22 protein-coding genes and 1 pseudogene are annotated in these 24,893 nt (G+C 35.8%); 18 read left to right on the forward strand and 5 right to left on the reverse strand.

Translation table 11 applies throughout. The features are described from left to right. Window positions 1–42 precede the first annotated feature (42 nt). Window positions 43–891, forward strand: coding sequence for a MetQ/NlpA family ABC transporter substrate-binding protein (locus tag H3T96_RS00875; protein WP_144091335.1), 849 nt, complete (start codon window positions 43–45; stop codon window positions 889–891). Between the two features lie 59 nt (window positions 892–950). Here H3T96_RS00875 and H3T96_RS00880 read toward each other — a convergent pair whose 3' ends face one another. After that, on the reverse strand, window positions 951–1,286 hold the full coding sequence (locus tag H3T96_RS00880) for a rhodanese-like domain-containing protein (protein ID WP_144091336.1): 336 nt from the start codon (window positions 1,284–1,286) through the stop codon (window positions 951–953). Window positions 1,287–1,425: 139 nt separating this feature from the next. After that, the gene (gene pepN, locus H3T96_RS00885) at window positions 1,426–4,059 is read right to left on the reverse strand and encodes an aminopeptidase N (RefSeq protein WP_144091337.1); all 2,634 of its coding nucleotides are present in this window, start codon (window positions 4,057–4,059) and stop codon (window positions 1,426–1,428) included. Window positions 4,060–4,217: 158 nt separating this feature from the next. On the opposite strand from pepN, the gene pncB reads away from it, so the two are divergent. From pncB to mdtH, 6 genes are all read left to right on the forward strand, one after another. After that, window positions 4,218–5,411, forward strand: a complete 1,194-nt coding sequence (gene pncB, locus H3T96_RS00890) for a nicotinate phosphoribosyltransferase (RefSeq protein WP_144091338.1) — start codon at window positions 4,218–4,220, stop codon at window positions 5,409–5,411. A 150-nt stretch (window positions 5,412–5,561) separates the two neighbouring features. Next, window positions 5,562–6,965 carry an asparagine--tRNA ligase gene (asnS, locus tag H3T96_RS00895; RefSeq protein ID WP_065738600.1) on the forward strand — a complete coding sequence of 468 codons (1,404 nt, stop codon included), beginning with the start codon at window positions 5,562–5,564 and terminating at the stop codon, window positions 6,963–6,965. A 300-nt stretch (window positions 6,966–7,265) separates the two neighbouring features. Beyond that, on the forward strand, window positions 7,266–8,363 hold the full coding sequence (locus tag H3T96_RS00900) for a porin (RefSeq protein WP_144091339.1): 1,098 nt from the start codon (window positions 7,266–7,268) through the stop codon (window positions 8,361–8,363). Between the two features lie 305 nt (window positions 8,364–8,668). Then, a complete protein-coding gene (locus H3T96_RS00905) occupies window positions 8,669–9,808 on the forward strand; it encodes a porin (RefSeq protein WP_144091340.1) in 1,140 nt (379 codons plus the stop codon). Window positions 9,809–9,946: 138 nt separating this feature from the next. After that, window positions 9,947–10,405: a methylglyoxal synthase gene (locus tag H3T96_RS00910; RefSeq protein WP_086308370.1), complete on the forward strand. Its 459-nt coding sequence runs from the start codon at window positions 9,947–9,949 to the stop codon at window positions 10,403–10,405. Beyond that, entirely contained in the window at window positions 10,406–11,617 is a 1,212-nt protein-coding gene (mdtH, locus tag H3T96_RS00915; protein ID WP_144091341.1) for a multidrug efflux MFS transporter MdtH, read from the forward strand. It abuts the gene before it with no gap. On the opposite strand, the gene H3T96_RS00920 is transcribed toward mdtH, so the two are convergent. After that, window positions 11,595–12,374, reverse strand: a complete 780-nt coding sequence (locus tag H3T96_RS00920) for a class II glutamine amidotransferase (protein WP_144091342.1) — start codon at window positions 12,372–12,374, stop codon at window positions 11,595–11,597. The two genes, mdtH and H3T96_RS00920, sit on opposite strands and share 23 nt — an antisense overlap. A gap of 1 nt (window position 12,375) precedes the next feature. Next, on the reverse strand, window positions 12,376–12,954 hold the full coding sequence (gene lpcA / locus H3T96_RS00925) for a D-sedoheptulose 7-phosphate isomerase (RefSeq protein WP_086326964.1): 579 nt from the start codon (window positions 12,952–12,954) through the stop codon (window positions 12,376–12,378). A gap of 383 nt (window positions 12,955–13,337) precedes the next feature. On the opposite strand from lpcA, the gene ribE reads away from it, so the two are divergent. The 11 genes and pseudogenes from ribE to gorA all read left to right on the forward strand — a co-directional run bounded on the left by ribE (window position 13,338) and on the right by gorA (window position 23,308). Beyond that, window positions 13,338–13,808 carry a 6,7-dimethyl-8-ribityllumazine synthase gene (gene ribE / locus H3T96_RS00930; protein WP_065738607.1) on the forward strand — a complete coding sequence of 157 codons (471 nt, stop codon included), beginning with the start codon at window positions 13,338–13,340 and terminating at the stop codon, window positions 13,806–13,808. Between the two features lie 4 nt (window positions 13,809–13,812). Next, window positions 13,813–14,232: a transcription antitermination factor NusB gene (gene nusB / locus H3T96_RS00935; protein ID WP_144091343.1), complete on the forward strand. Its 420-nt coding sequence runs from the start codon at window positions 13,813–13,815 to the stop codon at window positions 14,230–14,232. A 21-nt stretch (window positions 14,233–14,253) separates the two neighbouring features. Continuing rightward, entirely contained in the window at window positions 14,254–15,303 is a 1,050-nt protein-coding gene (locus H3T96_RS00940) for a TrmH family RNA methyltransferase (protein ID WP_144091344.1), read from the forward strand. Between the two features lie 163 nt (window positions 15,304–15,466). Then, complete coding sequence (nadR, locus tag H3T96_RS00945) at window positions 15,467–16,402, forward strand: multifunctional transcriptional regulator/nicotinamide-nucleotide adenylyltransferase/ribosylnicotinamide kinase NadR (RefSeq protein ID WP_086326086.1); 936 nt, start codon at window positions 15,467–15,469, stop codon at window positions 16,400–16,402. Window positions 16,403–16,464: 62 nt separating this feature from the next. Beyond that, window positions 16,465–17,241 (forward strand): bifunctional demethylmenaquinone methyltransferase/2-methoxy-6-polyprenyl-1,4-benzoquinol methylase UbiE, encoded by a 777-nt coding sequence (ubiE, locus tag H3T96_RS00950; RefSeq protein ID WP_144091345.1) that lies wholly within the window; start codon window positions 16,465–16,467, stop codon window positions 17,239–17,241. A 14-nt stretch (window positions 17,242–17,255) separates the two neighbouring features. Then, window positions 17,256–18,797: a ubiquinone biosynthesis regulatory protein kinase UbiB gene (ubiB, locus tag H3T96_RS00955; protein WP_144091346.1), complete on the forward strand. Its 1,542-nt coding sequence runs from the start codon at window positions 17,256–17,258 to the stop codon at window positions 18,795–18,797. Window positions 18,798–18,868: 71 nt separating this feature from the next. Next, window positions 18,869–19,081, forward strand: coding sequence for a twin-arginine translocase TatA/TatE family subunit (tatA, locus tag H3T96_RS00960; protein WP_370545706.1), 213 nt, complete (start codon window positions 18,869–18,871; stop codon window positions 19,079–19,081). A gap of 3 nt (window positions 19,082–19,084) precedes the next feature. Then, window positions 19,085–19,408 (forward strand): annotated as a pseudogene (gene tatB, locus H3T96_RS00965) (Sec-independent protein translocase protein TatB); the annotation flags it as partial. Window positions 19,409–19,422: 14 nt separating this feature from the next. Further along, on the forward strand, window positions 19,423–20,196 hold the full coding sequence (gene tatC, locus H3T96_RS00970; protein ID WP_086326090.1) for a twin-arginine translocase subunit TatC: 774 nt from the start codon (window positions 19,423–19,425) through the stop codon (window positions 20,194–20,196). Window positions 20,197–20,243: 47 nt separating this feature from the next. Further along, on the forward strand, window positions 20,244–21,668 hold the full coding sequence (gene hldE, locus H3T96_RS00975; protein ID WP_144091348.1) for a bifunctional D-glycero-beta-D-manno-heptose-7-phosphate kinase/D-glycero-beta-D-manno-heptose 1-phosphate adenylyltransferase HldE: 1,425 nt from the start codon (window positions 20,244–20,246) through the stop codon (window positions 21,666–21,668). 287 nt (window positions 21,669–21,955) lie between these two features. Then, a complete protein-coding gene (gorA, locus tag H3T96_RS00980; protein ID WP_144091349.1) occupies window positions 21,956–23,308 on the forward strand; it encodes a glutathione-disulfide reductase in 1,353 nt (450 codons plus the stop codon). A gap of 96 nt (window positions 23,309–23,404) precedes the next feature. Here the strand turns inward: gorA and H3T96_RS00985 are convergent, their stop codons facing one another. Continuing rightward, a complete protein-coding gene (locus tag H3T96_RS00985) occupies window positions 23,405–24,754 on the reverse strand; it encodes an MFS transporter (RefSeq protein ID WP_144091350.1) in 1,350 nt (449 codons plus the stop codon). Window positions 24,755–24,893 lie beyond the last annotated feature (139 nt).

The following is a 24,893-nucleotide window of genomic DNA, read 5'->3' on the forward strand; positions in this document are numbered from 1 at the left end:
TAGAGTGTATCTAATGTTTCTAGCTTACAAAGGGTAGCTCACATGAAAATATGTTTTATCAAACAAAATTTATTTAAATACCTATCATTAGCATTAATCGTATGTTCTGCATTTTTTATAAATGCTTGTAACGATTCATCCAAGCAAGCTAATAATCAAACCAAAAAAGAGATTAGTATGGGGGTGTCGCCTGGCCCCTATAATGATCTTTTTAAAGATGCCGTTAAGCCAATATTAGAATCAGAAGGATATAAGGTTAAGTTAGTTAATTTTCCTCATTTACTTGAATCAGATGTGGCTTTAAGTGAAGGTAGTATTGATTTAACGGTCGCTCAGCATACTGCTTATATGGATGTTTTTAATAGTCAGCGTAAAGCTAATTTAAAGCCAGTGGTTCATGTGCCGTCTGTACCGGCAGCCATATTTTCGAATAAATATACCTCATTGCAGCAAGTGTTTGTGGGGGCTAAAGTCGCGATTCCACAAGATGCGTCAAATGCAGCCCGTTCTTATAACTTACTCGAAAAAGCAGGTTGGATAAAATTGAAAGAAAATGCTAATCCAATTATCGTTAGTAAAAATGATATCGCTCAAAACATTGCAGGCATTGATATTGTTGAAATGGATTCAGCTAATATACCCCGTGTTATGAACGAAGTAGATTTTGCGGTGATACCAGGAAGTATCGTTTACTCAGCTAACATTGACTCAAATAAAGCGTTACTTTTAGAAACCATTATTCCTGATTTAGAAATTATGGTTGTTGTGAACGGCGGTAATGAAAACAGTCAATGGGCTCAAGATATTAAGCGCATTTACCAATCCCAACAGTTTAAAGATTATATGAAAGAGCATAATCAAAATGGTTATTGGGTAATGCCTAAGGAATAAAACAAAATACCCATTAATATAAAGTATATAATATTATAAAGCCCGTTTAGTCAGGGCTTTTAATACCTTGTCATCTGTTCATCAATAGCGAGTGCCCAAGCGTCGATTCCACCCGTGAGATTATATAAATATTCGCTATCAAAGCCATTTTCGGCTAAATAGTTAGCCACATTTAAGCTTCTAACACCGCGGTGGCAGTAAATAACGATATCAATTCCATCTGGAATTTCATCTAAATATAATGGGATAAGATTCATTGGAATATGTGTTGATCCATTAATACTACAAATGGCAACTTCATTAGGTTCACGGACATCAAGTAAGAATAACTTTTCAGATGCCTCTATTTTTTGTGCTAGCTCAGCAGGTGTTATTTCTTTTATGGTAATTGTCATTTAAAGTCCGTTATCTTATTTTTTTAAAAGGTAGAAATGTCAAAAAGTTTGAGGTTACCTATACGTTTTAGTAAAAAACCATCGAATAATAAAGTCATATCATCCTACTATAATTATGTAGGATGATATGTTTTATTGATTATGCTGCTAAAGCTTTACTAATTTTTTCATATAAATCTTTAGAGAGATTATCAAGTTTTAGTAATCTTTCAAGCGCTGTTCGCATCAGTTGTTGACGTTTTTCGCCATAACGTTTCAACCGAATCAGAGGATCGATTAATCTAGCAGCAACTTGTGGATTTTTCTGGTTCAACTCAGTCAAGATTTCAACTAAGAAATGATAACCACTGCCATCTTCAGCATGAAAAGCAACAGGGTTATTATTTACAAAAGCTCCAATTAATGCACGAATGCGATTTGGATTACTCATTGAGAATGAACGGTGAGTTAATAATTTCTTCACGGTTGATAGCACATGGGTATCTGGACTTGTTGCATTAAGGGATAACCATTTATCCATTACCAAGCCATCTTTATGCCATTTATTATCAAAATCAGTTAACAATTCATTGTAACAATCAAGTTGCGCTTTAACTGCTGTAGTTAGAGCAGCTAAGCAATCCGTCATGTTATTAGCGTGATAGTATTGCTGACTTACTAATGTGTTGGCATGGGATTTACTATCCGCATAGGCTAATAAAGTTAAACAGCAGTTTTTAAGTGATCGCTTAGCAATATCTTTATGTTCAATATGATAGTCAACGACTTTATTATCAAAATAAACAGCATTTAATTCGTCGTTCAGTTCATTGGCAAAACGACTCAGTAAAACCTGACGAACTTGATAAATAGCTGTTGGATCGATGACTTTAAATAAATTGGCTAATTCGTTTTCAGACGGTAAAGTCAGAATTTGTGCAATTAAAGCTGGATCAGTTGTTTCTGATAATAATACTGCTCTAAAGGCATCTAATACTGATTCTGGCAGTGTTAATTCACGATTTTCTTGGAAATTTGCTACATTTAAGCGTACATATTTTGCTAACAACATTTGTGCGGCATCATAACGACTAAAAGCATTAGTCGCATGTTGCATCAAGAATATGAGATCATCATCTTGATAATCATAAGTTAATTTAACAGGTGCTGAAAAATCCCGTAATAGTGAAATAATGGGTTTTTCATTAACATGGTCAAAAATAAATTGCTGTTTAGACTGAGTTAAATTTAAAACATGGTGAATAGGTTTACCTTGATATTGTAGTGTAATTACTTCACCATTATGTTGATATAATTCAATATTTAGCGGAATATGCAGTGCTTGTTTTTTCGCTTGATCTTGAGTTGCAGGAGTATGTTGCTCAACTGTTAAAGTATATTGCTGATTTTTGGAGTCATAACTATCAGTAACAGTTAATTCAGGTGTTCCTGATTGGCTATACCATAATTTGAATTGAGTTAAATCGATTCCTGAAGCATCTTGCATTGCTGCTACAAAATCATCACACGTTGCTGCACTACCGTCATGACGTTCAAAATAGAGCTTCATTCCCGCTTGGAATTTGACTTCGCCTAATAGAGTATGCATCATACGAATCACTTCTGCGCCTTTCTCATACACGGTTACCGTATAAAAATTATTCATCTCAATAACTTGGTCAGGGCGAATAGGGTGTGACATCGGACTTGCATCTTCGGCAAACTGTACTGTGCGCATTAATTTAACGTCATCAATACGTTTAACGGCTCTTGAACCCATGTCAGAACTGAATTCTTGATCTCGAAATACCGTTAATCCTTCTTTTAAGCTAAGTTGGAACCAATCTCGACAAGTGACCCGATCGCCAGTCCAATTGTGAAAATATTCGTGACCAATTACACCCTCAATACCTAAATAGTCGGTATCGGTTGCGGTTTCTGGTTTGGCTAATACATATTTGGAGTTAAAGATATTCAGACCTTTATTTTCCATTGCGCCCATATTGAAAAAATCAACCGCAACGATCATGAAGATATCTAAATCGTATTCTAAACCAAAGCGTGTTTCATCCCAGCGCATTGAATTTTTTAAGCTCGTCATAGCCCAATGTGAACGGTCCAAATTACCTTTATCAACATAAATTTCTAAATCAACTTTACGATTAGATTGAGTGGTAAATTGATCTCTCAATATGTCAAAATCACCTGCAACTAATGCAAATAGATAGGCTGGTTTAGGGAAAGGGTCTTGCCATTGAACCCAATGACGACCATTAGCAAGTTCACCTTGTGCAATACGGTTACCATTAGAAAGTAGATAAGGATATTGTTGTTTATTGGCAGTGATTCGAGTTGAAAAGCGAGCAAGAACATCTGGACGATCAAGATAATAGGTGATATGTCTAAATCCTTCTGCTTCGCATTGAGTGCATAGTGCTTCACCTGAAACGTATAATCCTTCCAGCGCTGTATTATCAATTGGCTTAATTTCGTTAACAATGGTAAGGGTGAATTCGCTTGGAACATTCTGAATGATTAGACCTGTTTCAGTGATTTGATAATCTTGCCAAGGTTGTTCATTAATGTTGATCGAAATGAGCTTAAGGTCTTCGCCATCTAAAATGAGATCGTTTGCTTGCTGGTTTTTTTGCACAACACGGCTACGAGCAGTGACTGTGGTTGTTTCTGGCGCCAAATCAAAATCAAGATCAATGTCTGTAATGGTAAAATCTGGGGTTTTATAATCGAGACGATATTTAGCAATGGGTTGTAATTCAGCTGTTTTGGTATTCATTTTTGTCGTGACCTTTTTGGTTGGTATTCAATCTATATCCTATTTAGTTAGTATTATAGCTGATTAAAAATAATCTTATTACATAATTAATCTATCTCTTCACTATTATTCTGCTATAATCTGAGGAATTTTCTTTATAGTAGTAATAATAGATACATATGTTACCAGCAATAATTACATCAATTTTAGATACTGATGCATATAAATTGCATATGCAACAAGCCGTTTTTCATCATTACCCAGATGCAACCGTTGTTGCACAGTTCCGTTGTCGAAGTGATGATTTATTAGGGCATTATGCTGATGAAATAATGTATCAAGTTAAATTAATGGAATCGTTATCGCTTTCGGATGATGAATTTAACTATTTATCTGGTATTCCATTTTTTAAATCCGACTATTTAAATTGGCTTAAAGATTGGCGCTTCAATAGTGATTTACTCACCATTAAAAACGAAGATGGTGTACTTGAAATTTCGATTGAAGGTAAATGGTTAGATGTTATCTTATGGGAAGTCCCTCTGCTTGCGGTAATCAGTGAAATTGTACATAAGGATCGTTCACCACAAATCGGTGTGCCAGAAGCAATCGCTAGGCTAAAAGATAAATTAGCTCTATTTAATGAAAAAACGGCTAATATGGATATGTCTGGTTTTAATTTAATGGATTTTGGTACGCGTCGGCGTTATTCGTTTGCGGTACAAGAAGCCGTTATCAGCTATTTGAAAGATAATTTTCACAATTTTAATAGCACTAGCAACTATTTACTTGCTTATCGTTTGGGATTAAATCCCGTTGGCACACAAGCTCATGAATGGTTCCAAGCGCATCAACGATTAAGTCCAATTTTGAAAGATTGTCAAAAAGATGCGCTTCGAGTTTGGTTAGACGAGTACCCTCATGATTTAGATATTGCATTAACTGATTGTATTACCATGGATGCTTTTTTGCGTGATTTCGATCATCATTTTGCTTCTTGTTATCAAGGACTTCGCCATGATTCAGGAGATTCTATTGAATGGGGTGAAAAAGCTATAGCGCATTATCAGCAGTTAGGAATAGATCCTAAAAGTAAATTACTCGTTTTTTCTGATAGTTTAAATTTTGATAAGGCTATTAAAATTTATAACTATTTTAATCATCGAGTAAAACTGTCATTCGGAATTGGTGGCTTTTTGGCGTGTGATATTCCGTCAACCGAAGCGAATACCAAAGCTTTGAATATTGTGATTAAATTAACGCAATGCAATAATCAATCAGTGGCTAAATTATCTGATAGTCCAGGTAAAACAATATCTCAAGATTTAGATTTTATTGATGAGTTAAAACGAACTTTCAATGTTAAATATTAATAATAAATTATTATTAATCTTATAAAAGTAAATCCGTATAAAAATTTTTTAATTGGGTATTGATTCCATTTTATTATGGGAAATCGTTAAAATATATCAGTATTACTTAAAATTTATTTAAACAAATTAATGTAGAGATGGATAATTAAAATGAATTCAGTTGCACCTATTGTTGATGTGTTACAAGGCAAAATCGCCGTTGGTAGCACCATTTCCGTTCAAGGTTGGGTGAGAACTCGCCGTGATTCTAAAGCAGGTATTTCATTTCTAGCAGTTTATGATGGCTCTTGCTTTTCGCCAATTCAAGCTGTTATCGAAAATAATTTACCTAATTATGAACAAGATATTTTGCGCTTAACTGCGGGTTGTTCGGTTAAAGTCACAGGTAAAGTTGTGGAATCACCAGGACAGGGGCAAAAATACGAATTACAAGCAACACAGGTTGATGTGTATGGCTTTGTGGATGATCCTGAAACTTATCCTATGGCGGCAAAACGTCACTCAATAGAATATCTGCGTGAAGTTGCCCACTTACGTGCAAGAACCAATATTGTCGGTGCAATTACACGTGTTCGTCATACGCTTGCTCAAGCTATTCATCAATTTTTTGATGAACGTGGCTTTTTTTGGCTTTCTACGCCAATTATTACAGCATCGGATACCGAAGGTGCAGGCGAGATGTTTCGTGTTTCAACGCTTGATATGTTGAATCTTCCAAAAAACGATAATGATAAAATTGATTACGATAAAGACTTTTTTGGTAAAGAAGCGTTTTTAACAGTATCCGGCCAATTAAATGCTGAAACTTATGCATGTGCGCTTTCTAAAGTCTATACTTTTGGTCCAACGTTTAGAGCTGAGAACTCAAATACTACGCGTCATTTAGCCGAATTCTGGATGATGGAACCTGAAGTTGCGTTTGCTGATCTTGATGATAACGCCAAGCTAGCTGAAGATATGCTGAAATATGTATTTAAGACAGTACTTGAAAAACGTGCTGATGATATGCAATTTTTTGCTCAGCATATTGATAAAGATGCGATTACTCGGCTAGAAAATTTTATAAGTGCCGATTTTGCACAAGTTGATTACACCGATGCAATTACTATTTTACAAAATTGTGATGCCAAATTTGAAAATCCAGTGAGTTGGGGTATTGATTTAGCTTCAGAACATGAACGTTATTTAGCTGAGCAACATTTTAAAGCACCAGTTGTTGTTAAAAACTACCCTAAAGATATCAAAGCATTTTATATGCGTATGAATGACGATGGTAAAACTGTGGCAGCAATGGATGTGTTAGCGCCAGGCATTGGCGAAATTATTGGCGGTTCACAACGTGAAGAACGCTTAGATATGCTAGATAAACGAATGGACGAAATGGGTCTTAAAAAAGAAGATTACTGGTGGTATCGTGATTTACGTCGTTATGGCACAGTCCCTCACTCTGGTTTTGGTCTGGGATTTGAACGCTTAATTGTCTATGTCACGGGTGTACAAAATGTCCGAGATGTTATTCCATTCCCAAGAACTCCGCGTAACGCAAATTTCTAAACTGATTGCGTTTTTATTCATCTAAACCGATATTAAGTTGGTTTAGATGAAAAAAGTATAATAGAAATCCAAAAAAAGTACAAAAAGTATCCAAACAAACCCTCTTTTAGCCTTAGACATCAGTTTTAACGAAAAGTTCACTTGATTTTATGTAAATTTTATACATAATTTACACTACTGTGAAAATTGGATAAAAATAATAGATAAAGATATTATTTTTGGATGAATAATCATTGTAGTTGAAATTGACTCAAATCCTATGGACTGTGTCAGTATTAAAATAACCATGAGGGTAAAAAAATGAAACGTAATCTATTAGCAATCGCTATCCCTGCACTTTTAGTTGCAGCTGGTGCAAACGCTTCTATCGAAGTATGGAACAAAGACGGCAACAAAGTTGACTTTTATGGTCGAGTAAAAGCAGCTAACAACATCACTGACCGCGGTCAAAAAGATGAAGGTGATGATACTTCAGCTCGTCTAGGTATGTCTGGCCAAACTCAAATCACTGATAGCTTAGTAGGCTACGGTCGTTGGGAATATGAAGCGAAAGCTGGTAAAGACTCTGAAAATAGTGAAGTTCGCTATGCATTTGCTGGTTTAAACTTTGGTGACTTAGGTTCATTCGATTATGGTCGTAACGATGGTGTGTTAAAAGCAATCACTGCTTATACTGACGTATTACCACAATTTGGTGGTGAAGCAGCAAATAACGACTGGAACGTACTTTCTTCACGTACTAAAGCGGTAGCGACTTATCGTAACAACAACTTCTTTGGTTTAACTGATGATGTTAGCTTTGCTTTACAATATGCAGATAATGGTGATAATTCTAATACTGAGTATTTTACAGACCGTATCAATGGAAAATCAAGAGAGGCTTATGGTGCAAACGCACAATGGCGTATTTTTGATACTGGTTTAACCGCTGGTGCAGGTTATGCTCAAACAACTGAGAGCGATAATCGTCATAATACTTGGGCAGCTGGTCTTAAATATGAAAACTATGACTTATATTTAGGCGCTAACTACTTCCAAAGTAAATTAAAATTTGATAGTAACTATGATGTTAAACTAAGAGGCTTTGAATTAGTTGCTCAATATGGTATTGATTTAGAAGTGGGTCGTTTAACTCCATCTTTAGCTTATATTCAACATAAAGTTAAAGATTATGGACATGATAGAGAAGGAATTAATTCACCTGTAGCTAAATATGTGTCTTTAGGTGCAACTTACGATTTAAACAAAAACTTTAGTGCAATTGTTGAATATAAATTCAATTTATTAGATCGTAAAGACGAGGGTGCTAAATTAAATACCGTTAAAGATCGTGGTCACCACGAAAATAAACCAGGTACAAAAGATGTGTTAGGTGTTGGTTTAATTTACCAATTCTAATCTCTTACCTCTTATAAAAAGGCACTTAGGTGCCTTTTTTAATATCTAAAAAAACTCTTTTTGAGCAAAAAAACATTTAATGTTTAAAAAATTTAATATTAAATATTAAAATAATCGCAAAACTTCAGATTTAATCTAAAGAACATTGTTAAATAGATAGTGTATACGATTAAAATCTATTTTATAAAAATTAAAATAGATATCACCGTAATAATATAATTACTATTTTTTAGTAGTTAACTATTAAATCCAGAGCAAAGTAATTTGCTTCTTTAATAATAAAATATACCTACGAGGGTAACAAAATGAAACGTAATCTATTAGCAATCGCAATCCCTGCGCTTTTAATTGCAGGTACAGCTAACGCTTCTATTGAAGTATGGAACAAAGATGGTAATAAAGTGGACTTTTATGGTCGAGTTTATGCTTTAAACTATATTACTGATCGCGACAATCAAACTGGCGAAGGTGACAAAACTACCGCTCGTTTAGGCATGTCAGGACAAACTCAAGTTACTGATAGCTTAACGGGTTATGGTCGTTGGGAATATGAAGCAAAAACTGGTAAAAATGCAGATAACGAAACTCGTTATGCATTTGCAGGTTTAAACTTTGGTGATTTCGGTTCATTCGATTATGGTCGTAATGATGGTGTATTAAAAACCTTAACTTCATATACCGATGTTTTACCTGAATTTGGTGGTGATGCATCAGATAATAATCTTTATGCTTTAACTGCACGTACTAAAGCTGTAGCAACTTACCGTAACTCAGATTTCTTCGGTCTAGTTAATGGTTTACGCTTTGCTGTTCAGTACGCTGACAATGGTGATAATAGTTCAACTAGTCATTTCAATGAACATGCTCGAAATGGTCACAACAGTGCCGAAGCATGGGGTTCTGTAGTAGATTGGGATGTGCTTGACACTGGTCTATCTGTTGGTGCTGGTTATGCACAAACAGGCGGTCATAGAGATGCTAAATCATGGTCAGCAGGTGTTAAATACGACAACAATAATGTATATTTAGCAGCGCTATATATTGAAGGCAAACAAAAATATGGTTGGGACAATGCTACAACAGAGCGTCGTGCGGATGATTTAAAAACTAAAGGTTTTGAATTCGTAGCACAATATGGTATCGACTTTGAAGTTGGTCGTTTAACTCCATCTTTAGCTTATATCCAACATAAAGTTAAAGATGCATCTAGCTTAACAAGTGATGCAGGCCTTAAAGGTAACGACCTAGCTAAATATGTTGATGTTGGTCTAACTTATGATTTCAACAAAAACCTACAAGCTATTATTGATTACAAAATCAACTTGTTAGATAAAGATGATATTGGTGCACGTCGTGCTCTTTACGAAGACGGTGCATTTACTAAATCACAAATTAAAGCTACAACTAAAGATACCGTTGCACTTGGTTTAATCTATCAATTCTAATTGGTTGTAACTTGTTAAATTCTAAAAAGGCACTTCGGTGCCTTTTTTATTATCGATTGATCAATAAATATCCCTTGCACTTTAATTCATACTCTGTTAAAAATTTAAAAAAAATAATAAAGAATTAGGACAACAAAAATGCGTTATACCACTCGTAAGTTACCAGCAAAAAAAAATATTGCATTAGTTGCGCATGATCACTTGAAAGAATCGCTATTAAATTGGTGTCAAAAAAATCGAGAAGAACTTGCACATCATAATTTATGTGGAACAGGAACAACGGGTACCTTAATTAAAAAAGAAACAGGATTAAATATTACCCCGATGCTTAGTGGGCCAATGGGCGGTGATCAGCAAATAGGTGCATTAATTGCGGAAGGTAAAATTGATATTCTTATCTTTTTTTGGGATCCACTTAACGCCGTTCCACACGACCCAGATGTTAAAGCGTTATTACGGTTATCAACAGTTTGGAATATCCCAGTTGCAACCAACCAAGCTACTGCCAATGCATTAATTCAATCGGCGATTTTTAAGCAAGAAGTTGATATCGAAATTCCTGATTATCAAAGTTATTTAGCCGAAAGAGTTGAGTAAATGCCAATACCATCCCAAATTCGTAAAACAGGCAGACAAATACTATTGTTGGATAATTTGTTTATTGTCTTAGGTTTTTACGTCGTTTTCCCTCTGGTTTCGACTCATTTTGTAAGTCAAGTTGGATGGAGTGCTCTATTTGTCGGTTTTGCTTTAGGTTTTCGACAATTTGTGCAACAAGGTTTTGGAATTATTGGTGGGGCGATAGCTGATCGTTTTGGTGCAAAACCGATGATTGTTACTGGAATGTTTTTGCGTTGCGTCGGATTTATATCGATGGCGGTTGCTAGCGAACCTTGGCTATTGTTACTTTCTTGTTTGCTTTCAGCATTAGGAGGATTACTTTTTGATCCCCCTCGTATGGGATTGACCATTAAATTCACTCGTCCACATGAGCGTGGCAAATTTATTTCGCTATTAATGATACAAGATAATGCGGGTGCAGTTATTGGTGCACTTATTGGTGGGATTTTAATTGATTATGACTTCCATTTAGTCTGTTGGTGTGGGGCTTTTATTTTCTTCTTGTGTGGTATTTTTAATATTTTCTTTTTGCCAGCTTACCACATAGCCATAGGTAAAGCACCGATCATCAATGGTATGAAAATGGTTGTTAAAGATAAAAAATTTACCCGTTATGTGCTTACTTTAACCGGTTATTATGTGTTATGGGTACAGATAATGTTAATGTTACCGCTCACTATAACTCAAGTATCTGGTAGCCCTAGTTATATAAAATGGATGTATGCAATTCAAGCTGGTATTTCACTAGTATTACTTTATCCACTTGCGCGCTTAAGTGAAAAATATTTTAGATTGGATCAACGTCTTAAATTCGGTCTGTTCTTGATGTCATTTGCTTTTATCATTATTGGTTTTACGACACATTTATCCATGCTTTTAACACTAATTGCACTTTTTTATTTAGGAGCAATTGTTGCTGAACCTGCCAGAGAAACTTTATCAACGGTTTTAACAAACCCTAAAGCTAAAGGCAGTTACATGGGGTTTAGTCGGTTGGGGCTGGCTCTAGGCGGATTTATTGGTTATACCGGTGCGGGATGGCTTTATGATATTGCTATGGAGATTGGTTTTCCACACCTACCTTGGATTATATTAACCTTTATTGGCCTATTAACATTAGCGTATTTACAGTACTTATTCAAAGACGAACCGCCAATGGTTCGCGTTAAGATGAAAAAGATTGGTTGATTTCACCATTTTTAAATAAGATTGCTTCATTTGTGTTAAGTTTATTCCAAGTCTCATTTGATGTTAAAGGTAAAGTCGAAATAATGGTTACTACATCATTAGGTGTTGTATGTTTTTGAAAATCAATTTCTACATCTTCATCAAGTAGTTTTGCTTTGCCAAAGGGAGCTCTACGGGTTATCCAATGTAGATTGGTGGTACAGTAAGCAAAGACAAATTGTCCATCAGAAAGCAGCATATTAAATATACCCAGCTTACTGAGATTATCAGCACAAAGCTTTATAAAGTGAAATAAGGCTAAATCATCAGTAGGTTGTTGTGGATACGTTTGGTGCAGTTGGTTAATTAAGTAACAAAAAGCATATTCGCTGTCTGTTTCACCGACAGGTTGAAAAAGACCTGTTTCAAGATCTTGGTAATCAGTTAATTGACCATTGTGGGCAAAAGTCCAATTTTTTCCCCACAACTGACGCGTAAATGGATGGGTATTTTCAAGTGCGACTCCGCCACGATTTGCTTGTCGAATATGTGCAACTACAGCCTTAGACTTGATAGGATACTCTTGAACCACTTTGGCGATTGCGGAGTAACTACAAGGCTCAGGATCTTTGAACGTTCGGCAACCTTTTCCTTCATAGAACGTGATTCCCCAGCCATCTTTATGGGGACCTTTATCCCCACCTCGTTTAATTAAACTGGTAAAACTAAAACAGATATCCGTTGGCACGTTAGCGCTCATACCCAATAGTTCACACATTTTATTTGGTCATCTCTTTTTCAATAAGTAAAATTAGGATATGGATAACTTTGATATGGATTTCTTGTACGCGATCAGCATAGCCAAAATGTGGAACACGGATATCCACATCTGCAAGTCCATTCATCTTACCGCCATCTTTGCCCGTTAGTGTAATGATCTTCATGCCTTTTTGTTTAGCCGCTTCAATGGCTTTAATGACATTGGTTGAATTGCCTGATGTTGAAATACCGAGTAATACATCACCTTTGTTACCCACACCTTCAACATAGCGTGAAAAAATGTAATCAAATCCATAATCATTACCTACACATGAAATATGGCTTACATCCGATATTGCAATTGCTGGATAGGAAGGACGATTATCACGAAAACGACCCGTTAACTCTTCAGCAAAATGCATGGCATCACAATGAGAACCGCCATTACCACACGACAATACTTTACCGCCTTGCTTAAATGAATCGGCAATTAATACCGCTGCTTGTTGGATAGCTTTAAGATTTTTTTCATCCGAAACAAAGTTTGTTAGTACATCAATTGCTTGGGTTAATTCGTTTCGAATATTGTCAATATACATCAGTCCTACCTCGTAATTAAAAAAAACTTTATCACCATTGTAGTTTTTTCCTAACTGCTTGCAAGCGATAATAAAAATTAAATTACAAATTTTGTAAAAAAGTTTCAGGTAAGGCATATGTTTAAGTAAAAAAAAGAAGAGGAATTAAGCAAATTAGCTTATTAATTGCATAAATTTTTTATGTTAACGAATGAAAAAAAATTATTGTGCATTAATAGACAAAATATTTGTATTTCTTTTACCAATAAATTGTTAGATAAAGCTTGTTCGAAGCGTTATTTGCCAATAGGATAAGCTGTTAATTTGTGATACAATTTTACAGGAAAATTTTCACAAATAAAGATAGTGAAATTGCATTTAAAATCAATAAATAAGGAATTAACATGCAAACTGTTACAGGTCAAGTTGCTGCACCCAATGCTAAAGTTGCCATTATTGTGGCTCGATTTAATCAATTTATTAACGAAAGTTTGGTCAACGGTGCTGTCGATGCGTTGACTCGTATTGGTCAAGTTGACGAAAAAAACATTACCATAATTTGGGTGCCAGGTGCTTACGAAATTCCCTTAACTGCTAAAGTTGCTGCGCAATCAAAAAAATACGATGCAATTGTGGCGTTAGGTACGGTTATTCGTGGTAGCACAGCGCATTTTGACTTTGTTGCAGGTGAATCGAGTTCTGGATTATTAAATGCAAGTTTGGATCATACCATTCCGGTGGGATTTGGTATTTTAACAACCGAATCTATTGAACAAGCTATTGAACGTGCAGGTACAAAAGCTGGCAATAAAGGTGCCGAAGCAGCGTTAACTGCATTAGAAATGCTAAATATTATTAAAGCAATTAAGGAGTAATTTAGTGGCATTAGTTAATCCTCGTCGTCGGGCAAGAGAGTGTGCAGTACAGGCCATTTACTCTTGGCAAGTGTCTAGAAACGATCTTGCTGATGTTGAGACCAGTTTTATTGCAGAACAAGATATGAAAGGTGTTGATACTAAGTATTTTCGAGAACTATTACAAGGTGTTGCTAAAAACACTGCGGAATTAGACGAAAAAATGGCTCCTTATCTCACTGAACGTAAAGTCGAAGAGCTAGGCCAAGTAGAACTTGCCATATTACGCATTGCACTTTATGAATTAATGAAACGTCAAGATGTACCTTATAAAGTAGTGATAAACGAAGCGATAGACTTAACTAAAACATTCGGTGCAGCTGATAGCCATAAATTTGTTAATGGTGTATTAGATAAGATAGCTCCAACCATCCGAACGCGATAACCGATTAATTGTGAGATTGATATGACCGACAATACTGAAAAAAGTAAACCAACTATTTTTTACGCTAAACATAGCGAGCCTAAAAAACACTCTCGTGCTAATAAAGAAAAATCAACTGGATGGAAAGATAAGCGTAAAAATGATGCATTTCAGTCTAAACCGAAGCGTGATCGTAATGACCGTATTGAAACTTTTCAAGCACGCAGTGATAGACCAAGGTTTGCAAAAAAAAGTATTGTTATTGAATTAAATCGATCTCCATCAGAAATTGAACATGATTCACCATGGCAGAAGAAAGTACGTGCCAATGATCAAACACCGACATTTGGTTATGACGGATATCGGCAACGCAAAGAAGAAACTTTAGTTTACAGCGAAAATAGCTGTAAAGCGGTATTCAAACATCGACGCAGTGCCATCGTTAAATTGTTTATTATCCAAGAGATGACTTATCAGTTTAAAGAGTTAATCAATTGGCTAGTTCAAGAGCGTTTAGGTTATGATATTGTTTCTAATGAACAGCTTAATAAAATAACTCAAACACAGCATCATGGTGGAGTCTGTTTAATTGTTAAAAAACGTATTCCATTAACCTTATTAAATTATTTAGAACAAAAAAGTGATGCCGATAAGGATTGTATTTTAGCGATTGATGATGTTAATAATCCCCATAATCTAGGTGGATTAATAAGGAGCGCAGCTTTTTATCGTGTAAATGCTGTCATGTTACGTCAAACAAATCTGCTTGATAGTGGCGCTGCAATGCGAGTTGCTGAGGGCGGTATAGAAGCAGTTGAATCCATTAAAAGTGATGATTTTGTTGCCTCGCTTGATATATTAAAGCAACAAGGTTATCAAATTGTTGTTTTACTACCTTGTCAAACCAAATCGGTTGCTTCGAGCGAATTACATAAAGTTCAATTTAATAAAAAGGTTGCTTTAGTTATTTTTCAGCAAATTAATATGAAACTTGTCAATTGTGCTGATGTCGTCGTACATTTGAAAGGTAATGATAATATGCCGGCACTGAATATTTCAGTTGCCACAGGGATTTTATTATCAAATTTATAAAAATATTGAATTATAATTTTATTAAATATTATCAAAATGTTACACTGAAGAATCTGAAAAGTTCTTTGGTGAAATCTATTTAATAGCATCATTTGATTAGAAATAGCTTTTTTTTTCTGTACATTGTTAACTAGTAAAGCATATAAATGTGTTGGTGTTTGTTATGACGTATGAGTATAAAGTTGGTTTAATTTTTGGTAAGTTTTATCCTTTACATTGTGGTCATATCTATTTAATTGAAAAAGCAATGACACAAGTTGATGAGCTGCATATTTTTTTGGGTTGTGAAGCAACACGAGATAAAGAACTTTTTGATAAAAGTCATCTACCAAGACAACCTCAAGTTAGCGATCGTTTTTCATGGTTAAAAGAAACGTTTAAAGATCGTCATAATATTCATATACACATTTTAGATGAAGCGGGCATTAAATCTTACCCCAATGGCTGGAAAGATTGGAGTGATCGTGTTAAACAGATTTTATCTAAGCATAAAATTAAACCAAATGTTGTATTCACCAGTGAACCACAAGATGTCAAAGATTATGAATTCTATTTTGATTGCCCAGTAATTATTGTTGATGCTGATCGTAATTTTATGAACATCAGCGCGACGCAAGTTCGCCAAAATCCTTATAAAAACTGGTCATTTATTGCTGATGCGGCTAAACCATTTTTTGTCAAAAAAGTCGCAATTATTGGTCAAGGTAAATTCAATGAGTTATCGCTACAACTGGCCAATATTTATAATACGCAACATGTCAGTAATGGTTACATTAACTATATAGACCGAGAGATTTCAACGCCATATAATCAACGTTATCTTAGTGAAACTGATTATATTCGCATTGCAATTTTACATGTGGAACGACTCTCAAGAGCAGTAGCAAATAGCAATAAACTGCTTTTCACAACGATTGACTTTGATACATTAGCTCAATATTACACACAGATTTTTGAAAAAGAAAATCAAGTGTTGAAAGGGCTGAAAGACAGTTATCATTTCGATTTAGTGATTCATCAAAATGATCTCGATCCTAATCATACTCCTGCACAACATTTTGAAACGGTAAGCAAGATGGTTGAAGCATTATTGATTTAGTTCATCACATTTATTCATGCTTATGTTAAAATAAGCTAAATCTTTGTGATAGGTAAATTTTTATGTCTCAATCATCTGACAATCAAGATAATACAAATCAAGAAAAAATTGATTTTGGTTATCGGCAAGTCTTAAAAGAAGAAAAAGTTAAACGTGTCGCCGATGTATTTCATTCTGTTGCAGATAAATATGATGTAATGAATGATTTGATGTCATTTGGTATTCATCGTATTTGGAAAAAAATCACCATTGAATATAGCAGTGTGCGTAAAGGTCAAAAAGTGTTAGACCTTGCTGGTGGAACGGGTGATTTAACTTCAAAATTTTCTCAACTTGTCGGTGATAATGGCTTAGTTGTCTTGGCTGATATCAATGAATCCATGTTAAAAGTTGGACGTGATAAACTGCGCGACAAAGGCCTATTTAAAAATATCGAATATGTACAGGCAAATGCTGAAGAATTACCTTTTGCGGATAACTATTTTGATTGTATTACCATTTCGTTTGGTCTTCGCAATGTTACTGATAAAGATAAAGCATTACGATCTATGTGGCGGGTATTAAAGCCGGGTGGGCGTTTACTCATTCTGGAATTTTCTAAACCACAATACAAAATTCTTAATAAAGCTTATGATCTTTATTCCTTTACCATGTTACCATTAATGGGCAAAATTGTGGCAAACGATTCTGATAGTTATCGTTATTTAGCTGAATCAATCCGCATGCATCCAAATCAAAATACCCTAAAAAAAATGATGGAAGATGCAGGTTTTGTCGATGTTAAATATCACAACATGACAGGTGGAATTGTCGCATTACATACCGGCTTTAAATTTTGAAGCGATGATAAATAATGACATTTTTTCGACTTTATAAAATATTAACAGTATTTCATGCTTATCGTTTGAATGAGCTTTTGCCAGCACATCGTTTATCAAAATGGCTACGCTTTTTATTGCTTTGTCTATTTTGGGTGAAACCGAAAGCCAAGCAACAACCAATTGGTGAACGTTTACGTCTAGCTTTACAAGAGTTAGGACCGGTTTGGATAAAATTCGGGCAGATGATCTCAACTCGGCGTGATGTGTTACCCAAAGACATTGCGAATGCATTAGCAAAATTACAAGATCAGGTCGATCCTTTTGACGGTAAAATTGCTAAACAACTTATTGAACAAGCACTTGAACAACCCATCGACTATTATTTTACTAATTTCGATGAAAAACCCTTAGCGTCAGCATCAATCGCTCAAGTGCATACGGCTACATTAAAACATAGTCAAGCCGAAATCGTAATCAAGGTATTACGTCCTAATATTATGCCAGCAATTCAAGCTGATATTGGTTTGATGTATTGGGTAGCAAAACAATTTACTAAACGTATAAAATTTGGTGAGAAACTGCGTGCTGTTGAAATCGTACGAGATTATGAATCAACACTATTAAAAGAGCTTGATTTACTGCAAGAGGCTTATAATACTGCTAGATTACGAGAAAATTTTATCAATAGTAATATTTTATATATTCCTTATGTATATCAAGAGTTATGTCGTAAGAACGTCCTTGTTGAAGAACGAGTGAAAGGGGTTCCTATTGCCAATGTTGAGCAACTTAAACAAAATAATGTCGATATGAAATTACTTGCCCAGCGCGGCGTTCAAGCTTTCTTTACTCAAGTCTTTCGTGATAACTTTTTCCATGCGGACATGCATCCAGGTAATATTTTTGTTGATATCTCTGATCCTAACGATCCTCGTTATATCGGGATTGATTGCGCAATTGTTGGCATATTAAGCAATGATGATCAGCGTTATCTTGCTGAAAACTTCTTAGCTTTTTTTAATCGCGATTATCGAAAAATAGCGGAAACCTATATTGCTTCTGGCTGGGTACCTGAAACAACCGATATTGTGGCTCTTGAAAGGGCGATGCGAAATGTTTGTGAGCCTGCTTTTGCCAAACCACTGGCCGAAATATCATTTTCACACATTTTATTGCAATTGTTTGAGGTAGCTCGGCAATTTGAGATGGATATCCAACCACAATTAATACTGCTTGAAAAAACGTTATTTTATATTGAAGGATTGGGTCGCCAGCTTTATCCTGAACTTGATCTATGGAAAACTGCCAAACCTTTTTTAGAAAAATGGTATGAAGATAAATATAGTGCGCAAAAGCTATTACAACAAGCATGGGAATCATTACCGCAATGGCGAATCATTTTGCCTCAGTTACCAGCGAAATTGAATGATTATGAACGAATAACCAAACAGATGAATACCCAATTAAAACAAATTAACCAAGAGTTACAACAAAGTAAAAAATGTCAGCAATATTTAATGACAATACTTGCTTTAGTTAGTGTTGCAGGTATTGCATTGCTTATTATTCATTAATCGTTACTGTTGGAATCTTATTATTTAAGTGTATAATTTAAATCTCAACTTTATTGGAGATAGATATCATGATGCCAAGCTTGCCCCAACTACTCATATTAATTGCTGTTGTTGTGTTATTATTTGGAACTAAAAAGTTACGCTCGTTGGGCTCTGACCTTGGTGCATCAATTAAAGGCTTTAAAAAAGCCATGAATGATGACGATGATAAACCCGAAAGCAGTAATTCAGCGAAAGTTGAAAATCTTGATTCAACTGATGACAATAATTCCAAAAAAGAGTAACACGTGTTCGATATCAGCTTTGGTCAGCTATTATTAGTATTAATTATTGGACTGGTTGTATTAGGACCAGAGCGATTGCCTGTTGCTATTAAAACGGTTGCTGGTTGGATAAAAGTACTGCGCCGTATGTCAGCAACAGTGCAACTGGAATTAAACAAAGAACTAAAATTGCAAGAGTTGCAAGACAGTTTAAAAAAGGCTGAACAAAGCGGTTTAAAAACACTGACTCCAGAAATTCAGGAATCAATTGATGACTTAAAACGCGTAACAGAATCGCTACAAAAAGAGATCGATTCGGCCACTCAATTGGATCCTCAAATTCACTCAGATAAAGATAAATCATGACTGACGACGCTACACAACCTTTAATTGGACATCTTGTCGAACTCAGAACACGGCTGCTACGTTGTATTATTTGTATATTAGTCGTATTCAGCGGTTTACTCTATTTTTCTAATGATATTTATCATATTGTGGCAAATCCACTTATCAGTCAGTTACCACAAGGTAGCAGTATGATAGCAACAGATATTGCCGCGCCATTTTTTACCCCGATTAAATTAACGGCTGTAGTGGCGATATTTATCTCAATTCCTTATGTACTTTACCAAGTCTGGGGATTTGTTGCGCCAGCGTTGTATCAGCATGAAAAACGCTTGGTTATGCCATTAATTGTATCAAGCACTGTTCTTTTTTATCTTGGCATTGCATTTGCCTATTTTGTCGTATTTCCACTGGCGTTTTACTTTTTTATCCACACGGCACCGATTGATGTGGCGATTAATACTGATATCACAAAATATCTTGATTTTGTGATGACACTTTTTATTGTATTTGGTTTCGCTTTTGAAGTCCCTGTTGCTATTATATTACTCTGTTGGACAGGCATAACTACACCTCAAAGCCTACGTAAAAAACGGCCATACATTATTGTAGGGGTGTTTGCGGTTGCTATGTTTGTCACACCTCCTGATGTCTTTTCTCAAATTTTATTGGCTGTACCTATCTGTCTGCTTTTTGAAATCGGAACTTTCTTTGCACGTTTTTATCAACCACGTAAACACGAAGATAGTGAAGAAGATGCTTTTGCATCCGATGATGAAGATGAAAAGTAATAACCGATAGATATGTTTTAAATAACCAGTAAGGATAACTAATCATAATGAAAACATCATTACCTGATTTTAACCGTGCTAATGTACTCGTTGTGGGTGATATTATGCTCGATCGCTATTGGTATGGAGGCACTAATCGCATATCGCCTGAAGCGCCCGTACCGGTTGTCAAAATTGATGCCTTAGAAGAAAGACCCGGCGGAGCGGCCAATGTTGCAATGAATATCACCTCACTGTGTGGTAATGCACGTTTAATTGGTTTAACAGGGATTGACGAACCTGCCAAAATTCTTGATGAACAATTAAGTAAACATAAAGTACAATGTGATTTTGTATCAGTATCGACACATCCGACTATTACCAAATTACGCGTTTTATCGCGCAATCAGCAATTAATTCGTATTGATTTTGAAGAGGGGTTTGGTAATGTTGATTCTACACCCATGCTTGAACGCATTCAAACCGCATTAGAAACACATAAAGTTATGGTTTTGTCGGATTACGCCAAAGGTGCGCTATCGGCAGTACAAGCCATGATAAAACTGGCTAATCAAGCAAATGTTCCGGTATTGGTCGATCCTAAAGGTACGGATTTTGAACGTTACCGAGGCGCGACGTTACTTACTCCAAATATGTCGGAATTTGAAGCAGTAGTTGGTCGATGCCAAACAGAAGAAGATATTGTTGAAAAAGGTCATCAACTGATTAAGCAATATGATCTAAAAGCACTATTAGTGACTCGTAGTGAAAAAGGCATGACCTTGTTGCAATTAAATAAACCAATTTATCATCTACCAACACAAGCGAAAGAAGTGTTTGATGTAACGGGAGCAGGTGATACCGTTATTGCCACATTAGCCGCAGCTTTGGCTGCCGGTCAATCATTAGAAGAGAGCTGTTTCCTTGCCAATGCTGCTGCAGGTGTTGTGGTTGGCAAACTGGGTACATCAACCGTTTCGCAGGTTGAACTGAGCAACGCTATCCGTGCACGTGCCGATGATGGTTTTGGAGTAATGACTGAAGATGAGCTTAAGGAAGAAGTAAAAAAAGCTCGCATGCGTGGTGAAAAAATTGTGATGACCAATGGTTGTTTTGATATCCTACATGCAGGACATGTATCTTACCTTGCTAATGCAAGAAAACTGGGCGATCGTCTCATCGTTGCAGTTAACAGTGATGCATCAGTAAAACAATTAAAAGGTGAATCAAGACCCATTAATCCACTTATGCAACGCATGATTGTTCTGGGTGCACTCAATTCAGTTGATTGGGTTGTTCCATTTGAAGAGGAGACACCACAACGACTTATTGCCAGCATCCTGCCAGATGTATTAGTCAAAGGCGGTGATTATAAACCTGAAGATATTGCGGGAGGCAAAGAAGTCACTGCTGCCGGTGGCACAGTCAAAGTCCTCAATTTTGAAGATGGTTGCTCAACCACCAACATTATCAATGCCATTAAAAACCGCTAACTTTCTTCGACAAAATCGGTTACTGAATCAAGTAACCGATTAGTCTAGCGGGCGTTACACTAATCAAACGTTTTATACTCGCTTTTCATTTTAATATTACTCCCCCAGATAGGCTGAAAATTAAGAGCTTTATATACCTAACGCCCTAATAAAATGGTTTTTTATTCAATACACCAAAGATCAATCGTTAAAATCTATTGTTAAATTTTATAATTAACGCTTTTTTTATTATTCACTTTGTGCAAAGCTATTACTTAATTTGGGAGAACGATTACAGAGGATATTTAATGACCAAACATTATGATTATATAGCGATTGGCGGTGGAAGTGGCGGTATCGCATCAGTGAACCGAGCAGCGTCATATGGTAAAAAATGTGCAATTATAGAAGCAAAATTGTTAGGTGGAACATGTGTTAACGTAGGTTGTGTACCTAAAAAAGTGATGTGGTATGGTGCACAAATCGCCGAAGCAATTAATCACTACGGTCCGGATTACGGTTTTGATACGACAATTAATCAATTTAATTGGGATAAGTTACTTGATAGCCGAAATGCCTATATCGATCGTATTCACCAATCTTATGATCGTGTTTTAACTAATAACAATGTTGATATCATATATGGTTACGCTAAATTTGTTGATGCACATACAATCGAAGTAAATGGTGAACATTACAGTGCCGATCACATTTTAATTGCAGTAGGAGGTAAACCGACAATTCCAACTATCCCAGGTGCAGAATATGGTATTACCTCTGATGGTTTTTTTGCATTAAAATCTTTACCTAAACGCGTTGCTGTGGTTGGGGCAGGGTATATTGCTTGTGAAATTGCAGGGGTTGTGCATGCATTAGGGGCAGAAACTCATCAATTTATTCGTCAAGCAACACCATTAAGATCGTTTGATCCGTTGATTATTAAAACCTTAATGGAAGTAATAACGGAAGAAGGACAGCATCTACACACGTTTGCTATTCCGCAATCAGTTACTAAAAATAGCGATGATAGTTTAACCTTAACCCTTGAAAATGGTGAAAGTTATACGGTTGATTGTCTAATTTGGGCAATAGGTCGTGAACCCGCTACACAGGATATGAACTTATCTGCGGCAGGTATTGACGTTAATGATAACGGATTTGTTATTGTCGATAAATTCCAAAATACGAACGTGCCTGGCATTTATTCTGTTGGTGATGATACTGGCGCAATGGCTTTAACACCTGTTGCTGTTGCAGCTGGGCGTCGTTTATCGGAAAGATTGTTTAATAACAAACCTGATGAACATTTAGATTATACTAATATTCCAACAGTGGTATTTACGCATCCAGCAATTGGTACTGTAGGCCTAACCGAACCGCAAGCGATTTTAGAATACGGTGATGAAAACGTCAAAGTATACACCTCAAGCTTTACGGCTATGTATACGGCTGTCACAAGTCACCGCCAACCTTGCCGAATGAAACTGGTTTGTGTGGGGCCTGACGAAAAAATTGTTGGAATACATGGTATAGGGTATGGTATGGACGAAATGTTACAAGGATTTGCTGTGGCACTAAAAATGTGTGCAACTAAAAAAGACTTTGATAACACTGTTGCTATTCACCCAACAGCGGCAGAAGAGTTTGTTACAATGCGCTAATGTATTTGTGTTAATACATTAAAGATTCATCATATCTTGAACTAAAAAACAGGGCGATTGCCCTGTTTCTATTTAGTATCTTGATTAATTGATGGATTAATTAGCTGTGTTATTTTGCCAACCCTTTTGGGCTAGCTGAGAAAACCCAACTAAAACCGCAAGTAAAGCTACAGCTGAGATATAAATACCTGCACCAAGATAACTATATTCACCTAAAATATGATCAGGACTTAATAAATAGATCGTTAAAGTCGGTGTGATTGCACTAAATAGCGCATAAGCTAAATTATATGATAATGATAACCCAGAATAACGAATAGCAGGAGGAAACGTTCTCGTACCTATAATTGGAGTCATGGCAATCGATCCAATAAATAAGCCAAATACTGCCCAAATCGAATAAAGTTTTGTTAATGACATATCCGCGCTTAATGAACTGTAAAAATAGATACTGGCTATTGCTAATCCGCCCCAAGTCACGATAACGGTTTTTGCTGTTCCTAATTTATCATCTAACCAACCAGAAATAACACAGCCAATTGATAATGTTAAAGCAGCAATACACCCACCAATACGCCAATCAAGATTAGCAAAATGATACATACCACCCACGATACGTCCGGGAGTGATTAAAATACCAACCATAATTGCGGTTGATAATGACCAAGTTAATAAAGCGACAATTAAACAAGCTTTTTTATGTTTTTTTATAACAGTCACAACGGGAATACTTTTTTCTAAAGCTTTACGGGCAGCTAATTCCTTAAAAATTGGTGTTTCAGATAAAAATTTTCGTAAATAGACGGAAATGACGCCAAAAATACCACCAATAATAAATGGAATACGCCAAGCGAAATCTAAAATATTTTGATTAGTAAAATAGAGATCAATAATAATCGTGACGAAAAATCCAAGTAAAATACCGCCCGTAATACCAGATGTTAGCGTACCAACACCCAAACCATAACGTTGTTTTGGGGTATGCTCAGCGATAAATACCCAAGCACCTGGCATCTCGCCCCCGATTGCAGCACCTTGTAACATACGCATAACTAACAGCAGTAAAGGGGCAAAAATACCAATGGTTTCGTAAGTTGGTAACACACCAATAATAAAGGTAGGTAGAGCCATCATTGCTACGCTTAGAGTAAACATCTGCTTCCTGCCCACTTTGTCGCCAAAGTGTGCCATAATGATGCCACCAATTGGACGAACCAAATAACCAGCAGCAAAAATACCCCAAGCAAATAAATCTAACGTTAATGGCGATAAGGTATGAGGCAAAAACAGCGGTTTGACAATGGTATCAATATATAATGCGTAGATAACAAAGTCATAAAACTCAAGTGTTCCACCTAAAGATGACAATATTAATGTTTTAAAATCCTTACTATTTAATGGCCGAGAACTGGGTTGCCATTGGGCATTGATTTCAGATTGACTCATGAAAAACCTTCTATTTATTTGAGATAGCCAGAAAAAATCTATCCTTTTTGATTTTTTTAAATGTAGAAATCATTCTGCCACAAAAAAATGACTTTTTTTCCCTCATAAAAAAATTTAATGTTTGCTATAAAACTGAGGA

The organism is Gilliamella sp. W8136 (genome assembly GCF_016101285.1).
Lineage (GTDB): Bacteria > Pseudomonadota > Gammaproteobacteria > Enterobacterales > Orbaceae > Gilliamella > Gilliamella apicola_N.

Bases quoted from the DNA above. Each gene is read 5' to 3' on its own strand.
- mdtH (WP_144091341.1), top strand. From the start codon at position 10,406: ATGCCAATACCATCCCAAATTCGTAAAACAGGCAGACAAATACTATTG.
- hldE (WP_144091348.1), top strand. From the start codon at position 20,244: ATGAAAACATCATTACCTGATTTTAACCGTGCTAATGTACTCGTTGTG.
- gorA (WP_144091349.1), top strand. From the start codon at position 21,956: ATGACCAAACATTATGATTATATAGCGATTGGCGGTGGAAGTGGCGGT.
- pepN (WP_144091337.1), bottom strand. From the start codon at position 4,059: ATGAATACCAAAACAGCTGAATTACAACCCATTGCTAAATATCGTCTC.
- H3T96_RS00940 (WP_144091344.1), top strand. From the start codon at position 14,254: ATGACCGACAATACTGAAAAAAGTAAACCAACTATTTTTTACGCTAAA.
- H3T96_RS00875 (WP_144091335.1), top strand. From the start codon at position 43: ATGAAAATATGTTTTATCAAACAAAATTTATTTAAATACCTATCATTA.
- tatA (WP_370545706.1), top strand. From the start codon at position 18,869: ATGCCAAGCTTGCCCCAACTACTCATATTAATTGCTGTTGTTGTGTTA.
- lpcA (WP_086326964.1), bottom strand. From the start codon at position 12,954: ATGTATATTGACAATATTCGAAACGAATTAACCCAAGCAATTGATGTA.
- ribE (WP_065738607.1), top strand. From the start codon at position 13,338: ATGCAAACTGTTACAGGTCAAGTTGCTGCACCCAATGCTAAAGTTGCC.
- H3T96_RS00910 (WP_086308370.1), top strand. From the start codon at position 9,947: ATGCGTTATACCACTCGTAAGTTACCAGCAAAAAAAAATATTGCATTA.
- H3T96_RS00985 (WP_144091350.1), bottom strand. From the start codon at position 24,754: ATGAGTCAATCTGAAATCAATGCCCAATGGCAACCCAGTTCTCGGCCA.
- ubiE (WP_144091345.1), top strand. From the start codon at position 16,465: ATGTCTCAATCATCTGACAATCAAGATAATACAAATCAAGAAAAAATT.
- nadR (WP_086326086.1), top strand. From the start codon at position 15,467: ATGACGTATGAGTATAAAGTTGGTTTAATTTTTGGTAAGTTTTATCCT.
- H3T96_RS00905 (WP_144091340.1), top strand. From the start codon at position 8,669: ATGAAACGTAATCTATTAGCAATCGCAATCCCTGCGCTTTTAATTGCA.
- pncB (WP_144091338.1), top strand. From the start codon at position 4,218: ATGTTACCAGCAATAATTACATCAATTTTAGATACTGATGCATATAAA.
- asnS (WP_065738600.1), top strand. From the start codon at position 5,562: ATGAATTCAGTTGCACCTATTGTTGATGTGTTACAAGGCAAAATCGCC.
- tatC (WP_086326090.1), top strand. From the start codon at position 19,423: ATGACTGACGACGCTACACAACCTTTAATTGGACATCTTGTCGAACTC.
- ubiB (WP_144091346.1), top strand. From the start codon at position 17,256: ATGACATTTTTTCGACTTTATAAAATATTAACAGTATTTCATGCTTAT.
- H3T96_RS00900 (WP_144091339.1), top strand. From the start codon at position 7,266: ATGAAACGTAATCTATTAGCAATCGCTATCCCTGCACTTTTAGTTGCA.
- H3T96_RS00880 (WP_144091336.1), bottom strand. From the start codon at position 1,286: ATGACAATTACCATAAAAGAAATAACACCTGCTGAGCTAGCACAAAAA.
- H3T96_RS00920 (WP_144091342.1), bottom strand. From the start codon at position 12,374: ATGTGTGAACTATTGGGTATGAGCGCTAACGTGCCAACGGATATCTGT.